This is a genomic window from Streptomyces sp. NPDC055815 (genome assembly GCF_053616475.1).
The window spans coordinates 1-18,919 of sequence record NZ_JBSHDU010000120.1; the positions used below are offsets into that span (position 1 = coordinate 1).

Here is an 18,919-nt window from a genome sequence, read left to right on the forward strand (position 1 = left end):
CTGGAGACCTTCGCTCAGCCGAAGACGGCCAGGCTCTTCGCCTTGCCCCGCTGGTCCTCGACCAGCGCGAGCAGCTTCCCCTCCGGCCCGAAGACCGCGACGGGACCCTTCGGGTACGCGGGCATCTCCAGGCGGACGCCGTTGAGCAGCAGCCTGGCCCGCTTCTCGTCGACGTCCCAGCGCGGGAACGCCGCCGCGGCCGCCTCGGCGACCGGCATGACCGTGAGGTCCTCCTGGAGCTGGTCCAGGGTCCTGGCCGAGTCCAGCTTGTACGGGCCGACCCGGGTGCGGCGCAGCGCGGTCAGGTGACCGCCCACGCCGAGCCCGGCGCCGAGGTCCCGGGCGAGCGCCCGGATGTACGTGCCGGAGGAGCAGACGACCGAGACGACCAGGTCGACGACGGCGGTGCCGTCCTCGGCGGTGGCCTCGCGGACGTCGTACACCCGGAAGGAGGAGACGGTGACCGGGCGGGCCGGGATCTCGAACTCCTCGCCGCCGCGCACGCGCGCGTACGACCGCTTGCCGTCGATCTTGATCGCGGAGACCTTCGACGGCACCTGCATGATGGCGCCGGTCAGCTCGGCGACGCCCGCGTCGATCTGCTCGCGGGTGACCTTCGAAGCGTCGACCGACGCCGTGATCTCGCCCTCGGCGTCGTCGGTGATCGTCGTCTGGCCCAGGCGGATGGTGCCCAGGTACTCCTTCTCGGTCAGCGCGAGGTGACCGAGGAGCTTGGTGGCCCGCTCCACGCCGAGGACGAGGACGCCCGTGGCCATGGGGTCGAGCGTGCCGGCGTGGCCGACGCGGCGGGTCCTGGCGATCCCGCGCATCTTGGCCACGACGTCGTGCGAAGTGAAGCCCGACGGCTTGTCGACGATGACAAGGCCGTCGGGCGTCTTGGTCGTGTTGCTCATTCGGCGGCTTCGTCCTCGCCCGGCTTCTTGTAGGGGTCGGCGTCACCCGCGAAGGTGGCGCCCGAGGAGGCCTGGCGCACCTGGGCGTCCGAGGCGCGCGCCTTGTCGAGGAGGTCCTCGATGGTGCGGGCGTTCTCCGGGAGGGCGTCGGCCACGAAGGTCAGGGTCGGGGTGAACTTGGTCCCCGCCGCCCGGCCCACGGCCGAGCGGAGGATGCCCTTGGCGCTCTCCAGGCCGGCCGCGGCGCTCGCACGGTCCTCGTCGTCGCCGTAGACCGTGTAGAAGACCGTGGCCTCCCGCAGGTCACCGGTGACCCTGGTGTCCGTGATGGTCACGTGCGTACCCAGGCGGGGGTCCTTGATGCCGCGCTGCAGCTTCTCGGCGACCACCTCCCGGATGAGGTCTGCCAGCTTCTTCGCCCGCGCGTTGTCGGCCACTGGTCCTTCTCCTTCTTTGCCTTGCTCAGATCAGTCTTCATCAGTGTGGAGCCTGCGGCGCACCGAAAGCAGCTCCACCTCCGGACGTGCGGCGACGAGCCGCTCACAGCGGTCGAGCACGCCCGAGAGGAACCCCGGGTCCCCGGACACCAGCGCGACACCGAGACGGGCCCTGCGATGGAGGTCCTGTTCACCCACCTCTGCCGCGCTCACGGAGAACTTGCGCTGGAGCTCGGCGACGATGGGCCGGACGACGGAGCGTTTCTCCTTCAACGAGTGGACGTCGCCGAGGAGCAGGTCGAAGGACAGAGTCCCCACGTACATGTAGTGCCGGATGTCCCGCCGGTTCGGGTTCGGTGGCCTGCCACGCCGTCGCTTGGCAGGGACACCAGAACCGTACACGCAACGGCCGGGGCCGATCGACGGAAATATCTTCCGCCGACCGGCCCCGGACGCAGCCCTACGCGTTACGCGCGCGGCTTCTCGCGCATCTCGTACGTCGCGATGACGTCGTCGATCTTGATGTCGTTGAAGTTTCCGAGGTTGATACCACCCTCGAAGCCTTCGCGGATCTCGGTGACGTCGTCCTTGAAGCGGCGCAGACCGTGGATCGTGAGGTCCTCGGCGATGACCTTGCCGTCGCGGACGAGGCGCGCCTTGGTGTTGCGCTTGACCTCGCCGGAGCGGATGAGGACACCGGCGATGTTGCCCAGCTTGGACGAGCGGAAGACCTCGCGGATCTCCGCCGTACCGAGCTCGACCTCTTCGTACTCCGGCTTGAGGAGACCCTTCAGGGCCGCCTCGATCTCCTCGATGGCCTGGTAGATCACCGAGTAGTACCGGACGTCGACGCCCTCGCGCTCCGCCATCTGCGCGGCACGGCCGGCCGCACGGACGTTGTAGCCGATGACGATGGCGTCGGAGCCCATCGCCAGGTCGATGTCGGACTCGGTGACCGCACCCACACCGCGGTGCAGGACGCGGATGTCGACCTCTTCGCCGACGTCGAGCTGGAGCAGCGAGGCTTCGAGGGCCTCGACAGCACCGGACGCGTCGCCCTTGATGATGAGGTTGAGTTCCTGGACCAGACCGGCCTTGAGCACCTTGTCGAGGTCCTCGAGGGACACCCGGCGGACGCGCTTGGCGAAGGCGGCGTTGCGCTCACGCGCAGCGCGCTTCTCGGCGATCTGACGGGCCGTACGGTCCTCGTCGACGACCAGGAGGTTGTCGCCGGCACCCGGCACGTTGGTGAGACCGAGCACCAGGACGGGAGTCGACGGGGTCGCCTCCTCGACGTTGTTGCCCTTGTCGTCGAGCATCGCCCGGACGCGGCCGTACGCGTCGCCGACCACCACGGTGTCGCCGATGCGCAGCGTTCCGCGCTGGACCAGGACGGTCGAGACGGCACCGCGACCGCGGTCGAGGTGGGACTCGATCGCAATACCCTGCGCGTCCTGGTTCGGGTTGGCCCGAAGGTCGAGCGAGGCGTCGGCGGTGAGGACGACGGCCTCCAGCAGGGAGTCGATGTGCAGACCCTGCTTGGCGGAGATGTCGACGAACATCGTGTCGCCGCCGTACTCCTCGGCCACCAGACCGAACTCGGTCAGCTGACCGCGGACCTTGACCGGGTCGGCACCCTCGACGTCGATCTTGTTGACCGCGACGACGATCGGGACGCCGGCGGCCTTGGCGTGGTTGAGCGCCTCGATCGTCTGCGGCATGACGCCGTCGTTGGCCGCGACCACGAGGATCGCGATGTCGGTCGACTTCGCACCACGGGCACGCATGGCGGTGAACGCCTCGTGACCCGGGGTGTCGATGAAGGTGATGCGACGCTCTTCGTCGTTGACCTGGGTGGAGACCTGGTAGGCACCGATGTGCTGGGTGATGCCACCGGCCTCGCCCGCGACGACGTTCGTCTTGCGGATCGCGTCGAGCAGTCGGGTCTTACCGTGGTCGACGTGACCCATGACGGTGACGACCGGCGGACGGGAGACCAGAGCCTCTTCGCCGCCCTCGTCCTCGCCGAACTCGATGTCGAAGGACTCGAGGAGCTCGCGGTCCTCCTCCTCCGGGCTGACGATCTGGACGACGTAGTTCATCTCTTCGCCGAGCATCGTCAGCGTGTCGTCGGAGACCGACTGCGTGGCCGTGACCATCTCGCCGAGGTTCATCATCACCGCGACGAGCGACGCCGGGTTGGCGCCGATCTTCTCGGCGAAGTCGGTGAGGGAGGCACCGCGCGACAGGCGAATGGTGTCGCCGTTGCCGCGAGGCAGCATCACGCCGCCCACGGACGGGGCCTGCATGGCCTCGTACTCCTGGCGCCTCTGACGCTTCGACTTGCGACCACGACGCGCGGGACCGCCGGGACGACCGAAGGCGCCCTGCGTGCCACCACGGCCACCCGGACCACCGGGACGGCCACCGAAGCCGCCGGGACGACCGCCGAAGCCGCCGCCACCGCCGCCGGGACCACCCGGACGACCGCCGCCGCCACCGGGACCACCGGGACGACCGGCGAAGCCGCCGCCGCCACCGCCGGGACCGGCCGGACGACCGGCGAAGCCGGGACGACCGCCGCCGCCACCGGGACCGCCCGGACGACCGCCGGGGCCACCGGGACCACGACCGCCGGGGCCGGGACGCGGGCCGGCAGCGGGACGCTGCGGCATCATGCCCGGGTTCGGACGGTTACCGCCGGGCGCGCCGCCCGGACGGGGAGCCTGCGGACGAGGCATGCCACCGGGGGTGGGACGGGCACCGCCCTGACCCTGCGGACGCGGGGCGCCACCGGGGCCACCCTGCGGACGCGGGGCGCCCGGAACGGCACCGGGGCCGCCGGGACGGGGAGCGCCGCCACCCGGACGGGGCGCCTGCGGGCGCGCCATTCCGGTGGAGCCACCCGAGGTGAAGGGGTTGTTGCCCGGACGGGGACCGGCCGGACGGGCACCGCCCGGACGGGGGGCCTGCTGGCCGCCGGGGCGCGGCGCGCCCTGGCCCTGCGGGCGGGGGGCACCCTGACCCGGGCGGGCGGGACGCTCGCCGGTGGGACGGGGGCCCGGGGTGGCGCCACCGGGACGCGGACCGGCGGCGGGAGCCGACGGGGGCGCGGTGAACTCCGGGGCGGCCGGAGCCGGGGTGACCGGCTTGGGCGCGGGCTTCGGGCCCGGGCGGGGACCCGAGGCGGCCGGAGCCGGAGAGGGGGTGCTGCTCGCGGGCGCGGCCGGAGTGACCGGCGCCGGCGCCGCGGGCGCGGCGGGGGCCGGCTTGGGGGCCGGGGCGCCGGGCTTCGGGGCAGCGGGACGAGCCGCGGCGGCCGGAGACGGCGCCGCGGGGGAAGGCGCCGCCTTGCGGGGCGCGCCGGGCTTGGCAGCGGTCTTGCCGGCGTTGCCACCGGGACCCTGCAAAGCGTCAGTCAACTTGCGCACGACCGGCGCCTCGATCGTCGAGGACGCAGATCGGACGAATTCACCGAGTTCTTGGAGCTTGGCCATGACGACCTTGCTCTCCACACCGAACTCCTTGGCGAGTTCGTATACCCGGACCTTAGCCACTTCGCTCCTTTATAGGTCCGGTTACCGCCGGACCGTCGCTACTTCATGGGCGTACTCATCGCGTACTCATCGAGTGCTCATCGCAATCTCGACCTACTTCCAACTCGCGAGGTACCTGACCGCACGGTGTTCCGTGCCGTACTTCTTTTTCACTGCGGTGCCGCCTGCTCGACGTGGTGGCGGAGTGCCTCCGTGTCGAGCGGTCCCTGGACCTTGAAGGCCCTCGGAAAGGCCCGGCGGCGGACCGCCAGGTCGAGACAGACCACGGCGGGGTGCAGGTACGCACCCCGGCCGGGCAGCGTACCGCGATGATCAGGGACGCACTCGTCCTTATTCACCACGATCCGCAGCAGATCGCTCTTGGCCGCTCGCTCCCGGCATCCCACACAGGTTCGCTCAGGGCACGCGCAGGCATGCGTCCGGCCAGACACGATTAAGTCTACCTCCCCGTACCGACCTCACCCGTTTGGGGCAAAAATCGAACAGCTGTTGGCCAAAAACGGTCTCAGTCCTGCGGAGCGGCCGGCTCCGTGTCCGGACGGATGTCGATCCGCCAGCCGGTGAGCCGCGCGGCGAGGCGGGCGTTCTGGCCCTCCTTGCCGATCGCGAGCGACAGCTGGTAGTCCGGCACCGTCACCCGCGCGGAGCGGGCCGCGAGGTCCACGACCTCGACCTTGGAGACCCGCGCCGGCGAGAGCGCGTTCGCCACCATCTCGGCCGGGTCGTCCGACCAGTCGACGATGTCGATCTTCTCGCCGAGCAGCTCCGCCATCACGTTGCGGACGCGGCTGCCCATCGGGCCGATGCAGGCGCCCTTGGGGTTCAGGCCCGAACGGGTGGAACGCACGGCGATCTTGGTGCGGTGACCGGCCTCACGGGCGATCGCGGCGATCTCGACGGAACCGTCGGCGATCTCCGGCACCTCCAGGGCGAAGAGCTTCTTCACCAGGTTCGGGTGGGTGCGCGAGAGGGTGACGGACGGACCGCGGACACCCTTCGCCACCCGGACGACGTACGTGCGCAGCCGCAGGCCGTGCGTGTAGTCCTCGCCCGGCACCTGCTCCTGCACCGGAAGGATGGCCTCCAGCTTGTCGTCCAGCTTGACGAGGACGTTCTTCGGGTCCTTGCCCTGCTGCACCACACCGGCGACGACATCGCCCTCACGGCGCGCGTACTCGCCGAAGGTCACGTCGTTCTCGGCGTCCCGCAGCCGCTGCTGGATGACCTGGCGGGCGGTGCTCGCCGCGATCCGGCCGAAGTCCGACGGGGTGTCGTCGAAGTCCTTGGGCTCCTGGCCCTCCTCCAGGTCGGAGGGGTCCTCCTTCGCCCACACCGTCACGTGACCGGTGGCCCGGTTCAGCTCCACGCGCGCGTGGCGACGGGCGTCGGGGGTGCGGTGGTACGCGATGAGGAGGGCCGACTCGATCGCCTCGACCAGCATCTCGAAGGAGATTTCCTTCTCCTGTGCCAAGCCCTTCAGGAGCTTCACGTCGATGTCCACGGCTACGCCTCCTCTTCCTTCTTGTCCTTGCGGTTGAACTCGATCTCGACACGCGCCTTGGCGATCTCGGCGAACTCGACCCGGCGGGCGGTGGGCTTGCGCCCCTTCACGCCCGGTACCTCCATGTCGAGGCCGTCCTCGTCCACGGCCAGGATGCGCGCGACCAGGTCGCCGCCCTCGACCAGCTGGAGCTTGGCCAGGCGGCCGGTGGCGCGCACGTAGTGGCGGTGCTCGGTGAGGGGGCGGTCCGCGCCCGGGGAGCTGACTTCGAGGACGTACTCGCCCTCGCCCATCGCGTCGGTCTCGTCGAGCTTCTCGGAGATCGCGCGGCTCAGCTCGGCACAGGCGTCCAGCTCCACGCCCTCGTCCGAGTCGACGACGATCCGCAGCAGTCCGCGGCGGCCGGCCCGGGACACCTCGATCTCTTCCAGATCCAGGTCCTTCGCGGCGACGAGCGGCTCCACGAGTCCGCGCAGCCTGTCGCTCTGGGTGGTGCTCATCCGGGTGACTCCTCGGCCGCGTGTGCTGTTGTGGGTTCGTCGCGTGTCGTCGCGTGTCAGCACAAAGGGTATCCGGTCCGGGAGGGTGTTGCCGTCCATGCCCCCGGGGCCCGCGGGTACGCTCGCCTGCGGTGATCTCGACGATCTTCGACGACGGACGGCAGACGGGGAGAGCAGGCGTGACGACGACGGGCAGACGCGCACTCCTCGTGGCGGGCGCGGCGGCGGGAGCGACGGCCCTCGCGGCCTGCACCTCCGCGCCGGACGGCGGGCCCCGGCGGCCGAGCGCCGCCGAGGTCGAGGCCGAACGGGTGGCGCGCGCCGAGGCGGCCCTGCGGCTGCGGTCGGTGACCGCCGCGCGCGGCCTGCTGGAACGTTACGACGCGACGCTCGCCGCCCACCCGGCCCTTGCACCCCGGCTGACCGCGCTGCGGGGCGCGGTGGCGGCGCACGCGAAGGCGCTCGGGGAGGGCGGCGCCGCTGTGAAGCCCGCGGCGGCCGCCGGGTCCACGGCCCCGGCCGCCACCGCGTCCTCGTCCGCCTCCGCCGCCGGGAAACCCGCGGCCTCCCCCACGCCCGTTCGGGTGGCGGCCGACCCCCGGGCCGCGCTCAAGGAGCTCGCCGCCGCCGAGCGCGCGGCCTCCGACGGACACACCGCCGCCCTGCTCACCGCCCCGCCCGAGTACGCCCGGCTGCTCGCCTCCGTGGCGGCCTCCGGCGCCGCCCACGCCTATCTGCTGACCGAAGGAGCCCGGGCATGAGCGCCCTCGTCGCGACCCAGGCCGCGCTGTCCGCCGAGCACGCCGCGGTGTACGGGTACGGGGTCGTCGGCGGCCGGATCGGCACCGAACGGCGGGCCGAGGCCACCGCCGCGTACGAGGCGCACCGGGCCCGGCGGGACGCCCTGCGCCGGACCGTGCGGGACCTCGGCGGGACGCCGGTGGCGGCGGAGGCGGCGTACGAGCTGCCGTTCCCGGTCGCGGACCCGGCCGGCGCGGTACGGCTCGCGGCGGTCCTGGAGGACCGGGTGGCCGGGGTCTACTCCGACCTCGTCCGGGCCACCGAGGGGCGCGCGCGGGGCGAGGCGGCCGCCGCGCTCCGGGAGGCGGCGGTACGCGCCGTCCGCTGGCGCGGCAGCGACGTAACCTTTCCTGGGCTCGCCGAGCGGGTGTAGCCGCCCCGACCGAGTCCCGCCCCGACCGAAGGAACAACGTACGCATGGGTTTCGAACCGCCGCAGCGACTGGCCAGGACGCTCGGTGAGACGTACGGGGACGCCGCGGCGGCCGAGTGGCTCGGGAAGCTGCCCGAGCTCGCCGAGCAGGCGCTCGCCCACGCGTCCCTGGACACCGAACGGGTGATGGCCCCCGGCGGGCGGAGCAGCCTGGTCGTGCTCGTCCGGCGCTCCGGCGGCTCCCCCGCCGCGCTCAAGATCGCTCCGCCGTTCACCCGGCCGGACCTCGAACGGGACGCGCTGGCGCACTGGAACGGCTGGGGCGCGGTCCAGCTCCTCGACGAGGCCGGGGAGGGCGCGCTCGTCCTCGAACGGCTGCACCCCGAGGTCTCGCTGCGCTCCCTGCCGGAGGCGAAGGCGCTCCTGGAGGCCGCCGGCACCGTACGGAAGCTGTGGGTCGACCCCCCGGCGGAGCACGGCTTCGAGACGGCGGCGGAGCGGACGGCCCGGCAGGTGCGGGCGATGGAGCCGTACCGCGCGGACCCGTCGACCGGGGAACTGACGGCGGCGGCGCTCGCCGCCCGCGAGGAGCTGGTGGCCGACTCCTCCGAGTCACTGCTGCTGCACGGGAACTTCCGGCAGGGCAAGGTCCTCGCCGGCGACCGGACCCCCTGGCTGGCCGTCGGCCCCGAGCCGCTGGTCGGCGAGCGGGCCTACGACCTCGCCCGGCTGGTACGGGACCGGGTCGAGGACCTGGTGGCCGCGTCCTCGGGCGCCTCGGCGGCCCGGCGGCGGGTCAACAAGCTGGCGGACTCGCTGGACCTGGACCGGGAGCGGCTGCGCGGCTGGACCCTGTTCCGCGCGGTCGAATCGGGCACGCGGGCGCTGACGGCCGGGCGGTGGCAGGACGCCGAGCTGCTCCTGGAGTTCGCGAGCTGGCTGTAGGGGAATACCCTTTTTGTAGCTTTCGGCTCGATTCCAGGGGGCCGTGATGATCGAAGAGCTGCTCATGGCGGCGGCCGGCGCGGCCGCGGCGGTCGCGGTGTACGCGGCGGCGGCGGCGCGGGTGGTCAAGCAGTACGAGCGGGGTGTCGTGTTCCGCTTCGGCCGGCTGCGTGACACCATCCGCCCGCCCGGCTTCACGATGATCGTTCCGGTCGTCGACCGCCTGCACAAGGTGAACATGCAGATCGTCACGATGCCCGTGCCCGCGCAGGAGGGCATCACCCGGGACAACGTGACGGTACGGGTCGACGCGGTCGTCTACTTCAAGGTCGTCGACGCGGCCGACGCGCTGGTGCGCGTGGAGGACTACAAGTTCGCGGTCTCGCAGATGGCGCAGACCTCGCTGCGGTCGATCATCGGCAAGAGCGACCTCGACGATCTGCTGTCCAACCGCGAGAAGCTCAACCAGGGTCTCGAGCTGATGCTCGACAGTCCGGCGATGGGCTGGGGCGTGGCCATCGACCGGGTCGAGATCAAGGACGTGTCGCTGCCGGAGACGATGAAGCGCTCGATGGCCCGGCAGGCGGAGGCGGACCGCGAGCGGCGGGCACGGGTCATCAACGCGGACGCGGAGCTCCAGGCCTCGAAGAAGCTGGCCGAGGCGGCGGGCGTGATGTCGGACCAGCCGGCCGCGCTGCAGCTCCGGCTGCTGCAGACGGTGATGGCGGTCTCGGCGGAGAAGAACTCGACGCTGGTCCTGCCGATTCCGGTGGAACTGCTGCGGTTCCTGGAACGCGCGACGCCGGCGGGACCGGCGGAGGAGTCCTCGGCTGCGCCGGCTCCGCCGCTGAGCGAGGCGTATCTGAAGGGGCGGGCGGCGGCGGAGGAGGCGGTGGAGGACCTGACGGGCACGTCGGTGGAACCGTCCCCCCAGGAACGCGGCGCCTGAGCCCCGCCGTTGTGGGCCCGCGCCCCGCCGTTGTGGGCAGGCGTTCCGCTGGGGCGGCGCCCACCCGGCCCCGTTGTGGGCATGCGTTCCGCCGGGGCGGAACGGGTGGGCACAACGGACGGCGCCCTTGCCGGCTCCAGAGGCTCACGCGCCTGGACCCGCACCACCAGCTCGGTGCACGAGGTGCGGGTTCAGGCGCGGAACGCGGAGGCGCCGCTGGGCGCGCCGTCCCGTGTGCCCACCCGTCCCGCCCCAGCGGGACGATTGCCCACACGGCGCGGGGGCACCGCCCAGCGCAGGCGCGGGCTCACACGGAGGGGCGGGCCGGGGCGCCGTCCAGTGCGGGTGCCGCCCGGCGAAAGGCGGCGCCCACACGGGGTCAGGACGTCAGGCGGGTGAGGGCTTCGGCGACCGTCAGCTCCTCGCGCTCACCCGTACGACGGTCCTTCAGCTCCACCACGCCCTCGCCCGAGCGACGCCCCGCGACGAGGATCTTCGGGACGCCCATGAGCTCCGCGTCGGTGAACTTGACGCCCGGGGAGACGCCCGCGCGGTCGTCGACCAGGACGCGGAGGCCGGCCGCGGAGAGCTTCTCCGAGACCTCCAGGGCCAGTTCCGTCTGGAGCGCCTTGCCGGCGGCGACGACGTGGACGTCGGCCGGGGCGACCTCGGCCGGCCAGCACAGGCCCTTCTCGTCCGCCGTCTGCTCGGCGAGCGCCGCGACCGCGCGGGAGACGCCGACGCCGTACGAGCCCATGGTCACGCGGACCGGCTTGCCGTTCTGGCCGAGGACGTCGAGCTTGAGGGCGTCGGCGTACTTGCGGCCGAGCTGGAAGATGTGGCCGATCTCGATGGCGCGGTCCAGCTTGAGGCCGGTGCCGCACTTGGGGCACGGGTCGCCCTCCTGGACGACGACGACGTCGACGTACTCGGAGACCTCGAAGTCACGGCCCGCGACGACGTTCTTCGCGTGCATGCCCTCCTTGTTGGCCCCGGTGATCCACGCGGTGCCGGGCGCGACGCGCGGGTCGGCGAGGTAGGTGACCTTCTCCAGGCCCTGGGGACCGACGTAGCCGCGGACGAGGTCGCTGCGCTGCGCGAAGTCCTCCTCCGTCACCAGCTCGACCACGGCGGTCGGGCCGAAGTGGTCCTCGACCTTGTCCATGTCGACCTCGCGGTCGCCGGGGACGCCGATGGCGACGATCTCGCCGTCGACCTTCACGAGGAGGTTCTTGAGGGTCGAGGAGGCCGGCACGCCGAGGGAGGCCGCGAGGGTCTCGATCGTCGGGGTGTCGGGGGTCGGGATCTCCTCGGCGGCGGGGACGGCGGAGCCGTCGACCGGCTTCACCGTCTGGTACACGGCCTCGGTGTTCGCGGCGAAGTCGCAGTTCGGGCAGTCGGCGAAGGTGTCCTCGCCGGCCTCGGCGGGGGCGAGGAACTCCTCGGACTTCGAGCCGCCCATCGCGCCGGCGGTGGCGGCGACGATGCGGTAGTCGAGGCCGAGGCGGTCGAAGATGCGCTGGTAGGCCTGGCGGTGCAGGCCGTACGACTGGGTGAGGCCCTCGTCCTCGGTGTCGAAGGAGTACGAGTCCTTCATGAGGAACTCGCGGCCGCGGAGGATGCCGGCGCGGGGGCGGGCCTCGTCGCGGAACTTGTTCTGGATCTGGTAGAGGGTCACCGGCAGGTCCTTGTAGGACGAGCACTGGTCCTTCACCAGGAGGGTGAAGATCTCCTCGTGGGTCGGGCCGAGGAGGTAGTCGCCGCCCTTGCGGTCCTGGAGGCGGAAGAGCTCGGCGCCGTACTCGTCCCAGCGGCCGGTCGCCTCGAACGGCTCACGGGGCAGCAGCGCGGGCAGGGAGACCTCCTGGCCGCCGATGGCGTCCATCTCCTCGCGGACGATCCGCTCCACGTTGGAGAGGACCTTCTTGCCCAGGGGCAGCCAGCTCCAGATGCCGGCGGCGGTGCGGCGGACGTAGCCGGCGCGGACGAGGAGCTTGTGGCTGAGGACCTCGGCGTCCGCCGGGTCGTCGCGCAGCGTCTTCGCCATCAACTGGGACATGCGCTGGACCGGTGCGTTGGCCATGGTTCTTGTACTCCTGCCGGGGCTGAAAGTGATGGGCCCGAGGTTAGCCGGGCGGCCCCTGGCAGGAGAAATCAGTTCCGGCGCTTGAGCGGCAGCGGGGCTCCCATGACCGCGTACGGGCGCGGGGCGCTGGGGAAATGGACCTGGCGGGCGAGGTCGACGTAGCCGAGGGAGCGGTAGAGGCCGCGGGCCGGTGAGTCGGTGTCGATCGCGGAGAGGATGGAGCGCTTCTCGTCGGCGCCGTCGGTGATGGTGGTGATCAGCTCGCGGCCGACGCCCCGGCCCTGGAAGTCGGGGTGGACGTGGAGTTCGGTGATGACGAAGGAGTCGTCGAGCCAGTCGGCGGTGCCGGTGGCCCGCAGGTACGTCTCGACGACGGTGGACCACCAGTGGGTGCGGTCGTTGGGCATCCCGTACACGAAGCCGACGAGCCGTCCGTCGGGGGTGGTGGCCCCGTAGGCGCGGGCGCCGGGGCTGAGGAGGTGGCGCAGCACGATGTGGCGGCGTACGGCGACCTCGCCGGCGTCCAGGCCGAAGGCGACCGCCTGCACGGCGAGGGCCTCGTCCACCCGGGCGGCGAGATTGACCGGACCGATCACGACCTCTGCGTCATCCATGCGGCGCACCCTACAAGCGCCCGCCCGCCGGGCACAGCGGGTTCAGAACAGCACGCTCATGAACGCGCCGGTCTCGCGGAAGCCGACGCGGCGGTACGCGGCCCTCGCCGGGGTGTTGAAGTCGTTGACGTACAGGCTGACGACGGGGGCGACGTCGGCGAGGGCGTACCGGAGGACGGCGGCCATGCCCGTCTCGGAGAGGCCCTTGCCGCGGTGCTCGGGGGCGACCCAGACGCCCTGGATCTGGCAGGCGTGGCGGGTGGCGGCGCCGATCTCGGCCTTGAAGACGACCTTGCCGTCCTCGATGCGGGCGAAGGAGCGGCCGGCGCCGACGAGCTCGGCGACGCGGGCCTGGTAGAGCAGTCCGCCGTCGTTGGCGAGCGGGGAGACGCCGACCTCCTCGGTGAACATGGCCACGCAGGCGGGCATGATCACCTCCATCTCGTCCTTGCGGACGCGGCGCACCAGCGGATCGGGTACGACGGTGGCGGAGGGTTCCTCGGTGACCATCAGGGGCTGGCGGGCGCGGACGTCCCTCGCGGGGCCCCAGCTGGGCTCCAGGAGCCGCCACAGCTCGCCGGTGGCCTCGGCGGGGCCGACGATCGAGGAGCAGCGGCGGCCGATCCTGCGGGCCCGGTCGGCGAAGGCGCGGACGGCTTCGGGGGTGGCGCAGATGGGGACGAGGTTGGCGCCGGAGTAGCAGAGCGAGCGGAGCCTGCCCTCGGTGTACCAGCCCCACATCTCGCCGCCGAGGCGCCAGGGGTCGAGCCCGGCGACCTGGACGCGGGCGGTCACGAAGGCGTTCTCGACGGGGGCGCTCTCCAGGACGGCGAGCGCGGCGCCGAGGTCGGCGGGTTCGAGGACCCGAGTGGTGGTCTCTGTCAGCACGTGGGGGGCCTCACGGTACGGATTGCTGGTCTCCGCACTGTACCCCCGTGCCCCTCGGCGGGGCCCGTCCTGCACACGAAGCCCCTCCACCGGGTGGGGTGGAGGGGCTTCGTACGAGCGGGTGGAAGGCGTCAGGCGCCGATGGCGACCGTCGGCTCGCCGCTGGCGACGCCGTCCTTCTCCATCTGCTCGGCGATCTTGAGCGCCTCCTCGATGAGGGTCTCGACGATCTTCGACTCGGGGACGGTCTTGATGACCTCGCCCTTGACGAAGATCTGGCCCTTGCCGTTGCCGGAGGCGACGCCGAGGTCGGCCTCGCGGGCCTCGCCGGGGCCGTTGACGACGCAGCCCATGACGGCGACGCGCAGCGGGACGGTCATGCCGTCGAGGCCGGCGGTGACCTCCTCGGCGAGCTTGTAGACGTCGACCTGGGCGCGGCCGCAGGACGGGCAGGAGACGATCTCCAGGCGTCGCTGGCGCAGGTTCAGCGACTCCAGGATCTGCATGCCGACCTTGATCTCCTCGGCCGGCGGCGCGGAGAGCGAGACGCGGATGGTGTCGCCGATGCCCTGGGAGAGCAGGGCGCCGAAGGCGACGGCCGACTTGATGGTGCCCTGGAAGGCCGGGCCCGCCTCGGTGACGCCGAGGTGCAGCGGGTAGTCGCACTGGGCGGCGAGCTGGCGGTAGGCCTCGACCATGACGACCGGGTCGTTGTGCTTGACCGAGATCTTGATGTCGCGGAAGCCGTGCTCCTCGAAGAGGGAGGCCTCCCAGAGGGCGGACTCGACGAGCGCCTCGGGGGTGGCCCTGCCGTACTTCTTCAGGAGGCGGGCGTCGAGCGAGCCGGCGTTGACGCCGATCCGGATCGGGGTGCCGGCGTCGGAGGCCGCCTTGGCGATCTCCTTGACCTTGTCGTCGAACTGCTTGATGTTGCCCGGGTTGACGCGGACGGCCGCGCAGCCGGCGTCGATCGCGGCGAAGACGTACTTCGGCTGGAAGTGGATGTCGGCGATGACCGGGATGGAGGACTTCCGGGCGATCGTGGCGAGCGCGTCGGCGTCGTCCTGGGTCGGGCAGGCCACGCGCACGATCTGGCAGCCGGAGGCGGTCAGCTCGGCGATCTGCTGGAGCGTGGCGCCGATGTCGGAGGTGCGGGTCGTCGTCATCGACTGGACGGAGACGGGCGCGTCACCGCCGACGGCCACGCTGCCGACCTGGATCTGGCGGCTCTTGCGCCGCTCGGCGAGCCGGGTCGGAACGGTCGGGATACCGAGAGAAATCGCGGTCATCTGAAGTGCAACCTCAAGGTTGTGCGTCGGCGGGCTCAGGGTTCCGAGGTTACCGCCCCGGGGGCGGGGGGCCGGACACCACCGGGTCCGGCCCCCCTGGGAGCTACGTCAGTTTCACCGGGTTGACGATGTCGGCGGCGAGGACGAGCAGCGTGAAGCAGACGAAGACACCGGCCACCACATAGGCGGCGGGCATCAGCTTGGCCACGTCGAACGGGCCGGGGTCGGGGCGCTTGAAGATCCGGGCGACGTGACGGCGCACGGACTCCCACAGCGCGCCCGCGATGTGACCGCCGTCGAGCGGCAGCAGCGGGAGCATGTTGAACAGGAACAGCGAGACGTTGAACATCACCAGGATGTTCATGAAGTAGACGAGGATCCGCTCGGGCGGGGCCTCGACGGTCATGAGCTCACCTGTGATCCGGGCGGCGCCGAGGACGCCGACCGGCGAGTCCTCCGCGCGCTCTCCGTCGCCGAAGGTGGCGTCCCACAGGCCGGGGATCTTGCCCGGCAGGGCGATGACCGAGTGGACGCCGGTCTCCAGGAGATCGGTCATGCGCTCGGTGGTCTCGCCGAAGGAGAGGGGCGCGACCTCGGTCTTGGAGGCGAAGCCGAGGTAGCCGGCCGGGCCGTAGTCGAGCGGCTGGACGACCTTGCCGTCGGCGTCCTTCTTCGGCACCTCGTTCGAGACGAGGGTGGGGTGCAGCTCGATGCGCTGTCCGGCGCGCTCCACGGTGACCGTGGCCGGGCCGATGGTGTCGCGGATGCGGTCCGAGAGGGTGTCCCAGTCGCTCACCGGCGTGCCGTTGAAGGCGACGATCCTGTCGCCCTGCTGGAGGCCGGCCTTGAACGCCGGGGAGACGGGGTCGCCCGGCCGGCACTCCTGGCGCTTCTCGCTCTGCTTGATGACGCACTTCTGGACGCCCGCGACCTGGGTCGTCTGGCCCTCGATGCCGAGGGTCATCATCGAGCCGAAGAACAGCGCGGCCGCCAGGACCAGGTTCATGAACGGTCCGGCGAACATCACGATCACGCGCTTCCACGGCTTGCGCGTGTAGAACAGCCGCGTCTCGTCGCCGGGCTGGAGCTCCTCGTACGAGGCCTCGCGGGCGTCCTCGATCATGGAGCGCCAGGGCGAGGTGGAGCGGGCCTCGATCTTGCCGTCCTCGCCCGGCGGGAACATGCCGATCATGCGGATGTAGCCGCCGGCCGGGATGGCCTTGATGCCGTACTCGGTCTCGCCGCGCTTCCTCGACCAGATGGTCGGGCCGAAGCCGACCATGTACTGCGGCACGCGGATGCCGAAGAGCTTGGCCGTGGAGAGGTGGCCGAGCTCGTGCCACGCGATGGAGACGAGGAGACCGAGGGCGAACAGCACGATGCCCAGGGCGTACAGGAGCATTTCGTTCATGCGCGGGCCTCCGCTGTTGCCTTCGCTGCGAGCTCTCGGGCCCGGGCGCGTGCCCAGGTCTCCGCTTCGAGGACGTCCGAGACCGTCAGCGAGGTTCCCCTGCTGGGCTTTCCGTGCTCGGTGACGACCGCAGTGACGGTATCCATGATTCCGTTGAACGGCAGCCGCCCGGCGAGAAACGCCTCCACGCACTCCTCGTTCGCGGCGTTGAAGACGGCGGGGGCGGTGCCGCCCAGCTCGCCGACGTGCCGGGCCAGGCCGACGGACGGGAAGGCCTCGGTGTCGAGCGGGAAGAACTCCCAGGTGGAGGCCTTGGTCCAGTCGAAGGCGGGGGCCGCGTCCGGGACCCGCTCGGGCCAGCCGATGCCGATGGCGATCGGACCGCGCATGTCCGGCGGGGTGGCCTGGGCGAGGGTGGAGCCGTCCGTGAACTCGACCATCGAGTGCACGTACGACTGGGGGTGGACGACGACCTCGATGCGGTCGAAGGGGATGTCGTAGAGGAGGTGGGCCTCGATGACCTCCAGGCCCTTGTTCACCAGGGTCGCGCTGTTCACCGTGATCACCGGGCCCATCGCCCAGGTCGGGTGGGCGAGCGCGTCCTCGCGGGTGACATGGGCCAGCTGCTCGCGCGTACGGCCGCGGAAGGGGCCGCCGGAGGCCGTGACGACCAGCTTGCGGACGTCGGCGCGGGTGCCGGCGGCGAGCGCCTGGAAGAGGGCCGCGTGCTCGGAGTCGACCGGGATGATCTGGCCCGGCTTGGCGAGCGCCTTCACCAGGGGGCCGCCGACGATCAGCGACTCCTTGTTGGCGAGGGCGAGGGTGCGGCCGGCTTCGAGGGCGGCGAGGGTGGGTGCGAGGCCGATGGAGCCGGTGATGCCGTTGAGGACGGTGTGGCACGGGGAGGCGGCCAGCTGGGTCGCGGCGTCCGGCCCCGCCAGGAGCTCGGGCAGCGGCTCGGAGCCGTACAGCGCCTTCAGGGCCGTACGCAGCTCCTCGACCACGTCCTCGCGGGCGACCGCGACCGCCCGGACCTTCAGCCGGTGCGCCTGCTCGGCGAGCAGTCCGACCCGGCCGCCGGAGGCGGCCAGGGCGGTGACCCGGAAGCGGTCGGGGTTGCGCAGCACCAGGTCGATGGCCTGGGTGCCGATGGACCCGGTCGAGCCGAGGACGACGATGTCCCGGCGTCCTTCGGAGACGTCGAAGGCGATGTGCGGGTCGGCGAGAGGAGAGGGGCGGTCGCTCATGCCCCCCATTCTTGCCGCAAAGACTGTGCGGGCTTCACGCGGAGTGGGCGTACCTGTGGAAAACCTCGTGGAAGTCCGGGAAGGTCTTCTTCACGCAGCCCGGGTCGTCGAAGGTGATCCCGGGGGTGCGGAGGGCCGTGACCGCGAAGGACATGACGATCCGGTGGTCGCCGTGGGTGGCGATCTCGACGGGCCCGGTGGGGGTGCCGGGGTGGATCTCGATCCAGTCGGGGCCGGTCTCGACGGTGATGCCGAGGCGGCGGAGGTTCTCGGCGCAGGCGTCGAGGCGGTCGCACTCCTTGACCCGGGTGTTGGCGACGTCCTCGATGCGGACCGGGCCGTCGGCGAACGGCGCGATCGCGGCGAGCGTCGGCATGGTGTCCGAGATGTCCCGCATGTTGACGGTGAGGCCGCGGAGGGTGCCGGTGGAGCGGACGGTCGTCCCCTCGTCCGTGATCTCCACGGCGGCGCCCATCCGGCGCAGCACGTCGACGAAGGCCAGGTCGCCCTGGAGGGCGCCGGTCCCGAGGCCGGGGACGGTGACGGAGCGGCCCGGTTCGAGGGCCGCGGCGGCGAAGAAGTAGCTGGCGGTGGAGGCGTCGGGCTCGATGCCGTAGGTGGGTGCGCGGTAGCCGGTGGGGGCGACGCGGTACGTACGGCCCTCCCGGGTGACCTCGGCCCCGAAGGACCGCATCATCGCGAGCGTGATCTCGACGTACGGCTCCGAGACCAGGTCCGTGACGGTGATGTCGAGGCCCTCGGCGGTGAGCGGGCCGAGCATCAGGAGTGCGGTGAGGTACTGGGAGGACTGCCCGGCGTCCAGCGTGAGCGCCCCGCCCTTCACGCCGGCGGCGTGGACGGAGAGCGGGTGGTGGCCGTCCTCCCCGCCGTGCCGGAGGTCGACCCCGAGCTCGCGCAGGGCGGTGCTGAGCGGGCCGAGGGGACGGCGGCGCATCTGCGCGGAGGCGTCGAAGTGGTACGTGCCGTGGCCGGCGGCCACCAGGGTCGGCAGGAAGCGGGCGGTGGTGGCGCCGTCCCGGCAGTACACCTCGGCGGTCTCCACACCGGGCCCGGCGGGCCGGCCCTCGATGTGCCAGGCGTCCGGCTCGCGGCGCACGGCATAGCCGAGGGCGGTGAGGCCCTCGGCGAAACCCTCGGTGTCGTCGGAGACGAGCGGGCGCAGGAGGGTGGTGGTGCCTTCCGCGGCGGCGGCGAGGAAGAGGGCGCGGGCGGTGACGGACTTGGAGCCGGGGATGTGGATGACGGTCACGGGGGCCATCCTGCCGGACCTCGGGCGCGCGGGGGGACCGGTCCGCCACGTGGACGTCGCCCTGGTGCGACCCCTCGCGCGGAACCCGCGCCCGCGCCGGGCGGCGCCCCGCCGCCGTGTGGGACCCGCGCCCACCGC

General features: G+C 72.0%; 18 protein-coding genes. 4 read left to right on the forward strand and 14 right to left on the reverse strand.

The genetic code is table 11. The features are described 5' to 3' along the window. Positions 1 to 14: 14 nt before the first annotated feature. From truB to rimP, 7 genes are all read right to left on the reverse strand, one after another. Complete coding sequence (gene truB / locus ACWGN5_RS39540) at positions 15 to 914, reverse strand: tRNA pseudouridine(55) synthase TruB (RefSeq protein ID WP_453523260.1); 900 nt, start codon at positions 912 to 914, stop codon at positions 15 to 17. Continuing rightward, complete coding sequence (gene rbfA / locus ACWGN5_RS39545) at positions 911 to 1,351, reverse strand: 30S ribosome-binding factor RbfA (protein WP_123455677.1); 441 nt, start codon at positions 1,349 to 1,351, stop codon at positions 911 to 913. Before rbfA ends, truB begins: the two co-directional genes overlap by 4 nt. Before the next feature lie 30 nt (positions 1,352 to 1,381). Further along, positions 1,382 to 1,675 carry a DUF503 domain-containing protein gene (locus ACWGN5_RS39550; protein ID WP_453523262.1) on the reverse strand — a complete coding sequence of 98 codons (294 nt, stop codon included), beginning with the start codon at positions 1,673 to 1,675 and terminating at the stop codon, positions 1,382 to 1,384. A gap of 143 nt (positions 1,676 to 1,818) precedes the next feature. Continuing rightward, positions 1,819 to 4,908: a translation initiation factor IF-2 gene (infB, locus tag ACWGN5_RS39555; protein ID WP_453523264.1), complete on the reverse strand. Its 3,090-nt coding sequence runs from the start codon at positions 4,906 to 4,908 to the stop codon at positions 1,819 to 1,821. A 149-nt stretch (positions 4,909 to 5,057) separates the two neighbouring features. Continuing rightward, complete coding sequence (locus tag ACWGN5_RS39560; RefSeq protein WP_078908518.1) at positions 5,058 to 5,339, reverse strand: YlxR family protein; 282 nt, start codon at positions 5,337 to 5,339, stop codon at positions 5,058 to 5,060. A 74-nt stretch (positions 5,340 to 5,413) separates the two neighbouring features. Continuing rightward, positions 5,414 to 6,409 carry a transcription termination factor NusA gene (gene nusA / locus ACWGN5_RS39565; RefSeq protein ID WP_453523267.1) on the reverse strand — a complete coding sequence of 332 codons (996 nt, stop codon included), beginning with the start codon at positions 6,407 to 6,409 and terminating at the stop codon, positions 5,414 to 5,416. Between the two features lie 2 nt (positions 6,410 to 6,411). Continuing rightward, positions 6,412 to 6,909, reverse strand: a complete 498-nt coding sequence (rimP, locus tag ACWGN5_RS39570) for a ribosome maturation factor RimP (RefSeq protein ID WP_453523269.1) — start codon at positions 6,907 to 6,909, stop codon at positions 6,412 to 6,414. 179 nt (positions 6,910 to 7,088) lie between these two features. Between rimP and ACWGN5_RS39575 the strand changes: the two genes are divergently transcribed. From ACWGN5_RS39575 to ACWGN5_RS39590, 4 genes are read left to right on the forward strand one after another with little or no spacing between them, the layout of a single operon-like run. Continuing rightward, complete coding sequence (locus ACWGN5_RS39575) at positions 7,089 to 7,670, forward strand: hypothetical protein (protein WP_453523289.1); 582 nt, start codon at positions 7,089 to 7,091, stop codon at positions 7,668 to 7,670. Beyond that, positions 7,667 to 8,083 carry a ferritin-like domain-containing protein gene (locus ACWGN5_RS39580; protein ID WP_453523271.1) on the forward strand — a complete coding sequence of 139 codons (417 nt, stop codon included), beginning with the start codon at positions 7,667 to 7,669 and terminating at the stop codon, positions 8,081 to 8,083. The genes ACWGN5_RS39575 and ACWGN5_RS39580 overlap by 4 nt, the downstream gene beginning before the upstream one ends. 44 nt (positions 8,084 to 8,127) lie before the next feature. Further along, positions 8,128 to 9,027 (forward strand): aminoglycoside phosphotransferase family protein, encoded by a 900-nt coding sequence (locus ACWGN5_RS39585; RefSeq protein ID WP_453523273.1) that lies wholly within the window; start codon positions 8,128 to 8,130, stop codon positions 9,025 to 9,027. 46 nt (positions 9,028 to 9,073) lie between these two features. Then, positions 9,074 to 9,976, forward strand: coding sequence for a slipin family protein (locus ACWGN5_RS39590; RefSeq protein ID WP_453523275.1), 903 nt, complete (start codon positions 9,074 to 9,076; stop codon positions 9,974 to 9,976). Positions 9,977 to 10,355: 379 nt separating this feature from the next. Here ACWGN5_RS39590 and ACWGN5_RS39595 read toward each other — a convergent pair whose 3' ends face one another. The 7 genes from ACWGN5_RS39595 to aroA all read right to left on the reverse strand — a co-directional run bounded on the left by ACWGN5_RS39595 (position 10,356) and on the right by aroA (position 18,781). Continuing rightward, positions 10,356 to 12,059, reverse strand: coding sequence for a proline--tRNA ligase (locus ACWGN5_RS39595; RefSeq protein ID WP_453523277.1), 1,704 nt, complete (start codon positions 12,057 to 12,059; stop codon positions 10,356 to 10,358). Positions 12,060 to 12,130: 71 nt separating this feature from the next. Then, positions 12,131 to 12,676, reverse strand: coding sequence for a GNAT family N-acetyltransferase (locus tag ACWGN5_RS39600; RefSeq protein WP_453523279.1), 546 nt, complete (start codon positions 12,674 to 12,676; stop codon positions 12,131 to 12,133). 42 nt (positions 12,677 to 12,718) lie between these two features. Next, complete coding sequence (locus tag ACWGN5_RS39605; protein ID WP_453523281.1) at positions 12,719 to 13,564, reverse strand: GNAT family N-acetyltransferase; 846 nt, start codon at positions 13,562 to 13,564, stop codon at positions 12,719 to 12,721. A gap of 131 nt (positions 13,565 to 13,695) precedes the next feature. Then, entirely contained in the window at positions 13,696 to 14,853 is a 1,158-nt protein-coding gene (gene ispG / locus ACWGN5_RS39610) for a flavodoxin-dependent (E)-4-hydroxy-3-methylbut-2-enyl-diphosphate synthase (protein ID WP_041131513.1), read from the reverse strand. Positions 14,854 to 14,956: 103 nt separating this feature from the next. Then, entirely contained in the window at positions 14,957 to 16,264 is a 1,308-nt protein-coding gene (locus tag ACWGN5_RS39615; RefSeq protein ID WP_453523283.1) for a M50 family metallopeptidase, read from the reverse strand. Further along, complete coding sequence (dxr, locus tag ACWGN5_RS39620) at positions 16,261 to 17,511, reverse strand: 1-deoxy-D-xylulose-5-phosphate reductoisomerase (RefSeq protein WP_453523285.1); 1,251 nt, start codon at positions 17,509 to 17,511, stop codon at positions 16,261 to 16,263. Before dxr ends, ACWGN5_RS39615 begins: the two co-directional genes overlap by 4 nt. Positions 17,512 to 17,545: 34 nt before the next feature. Beyond that, the gene (gene aroA / locus ACWGN5_RS39625; protein ID WP_453523287.1) at positions 17,546 to 18,781 is read right to left on the reverse strand and encodes a 3-phosphoshikimate 1-carboxyvinyltransferase; all 1,236 of its coding nucleotides are present in this window, start codon (positions 18,779 to 18,781) and stop codon (positions 17,546 to 17,548) included. Between the last annotated feature and the right edge of the window lie 138 nt (positions 18,782 to 18,919).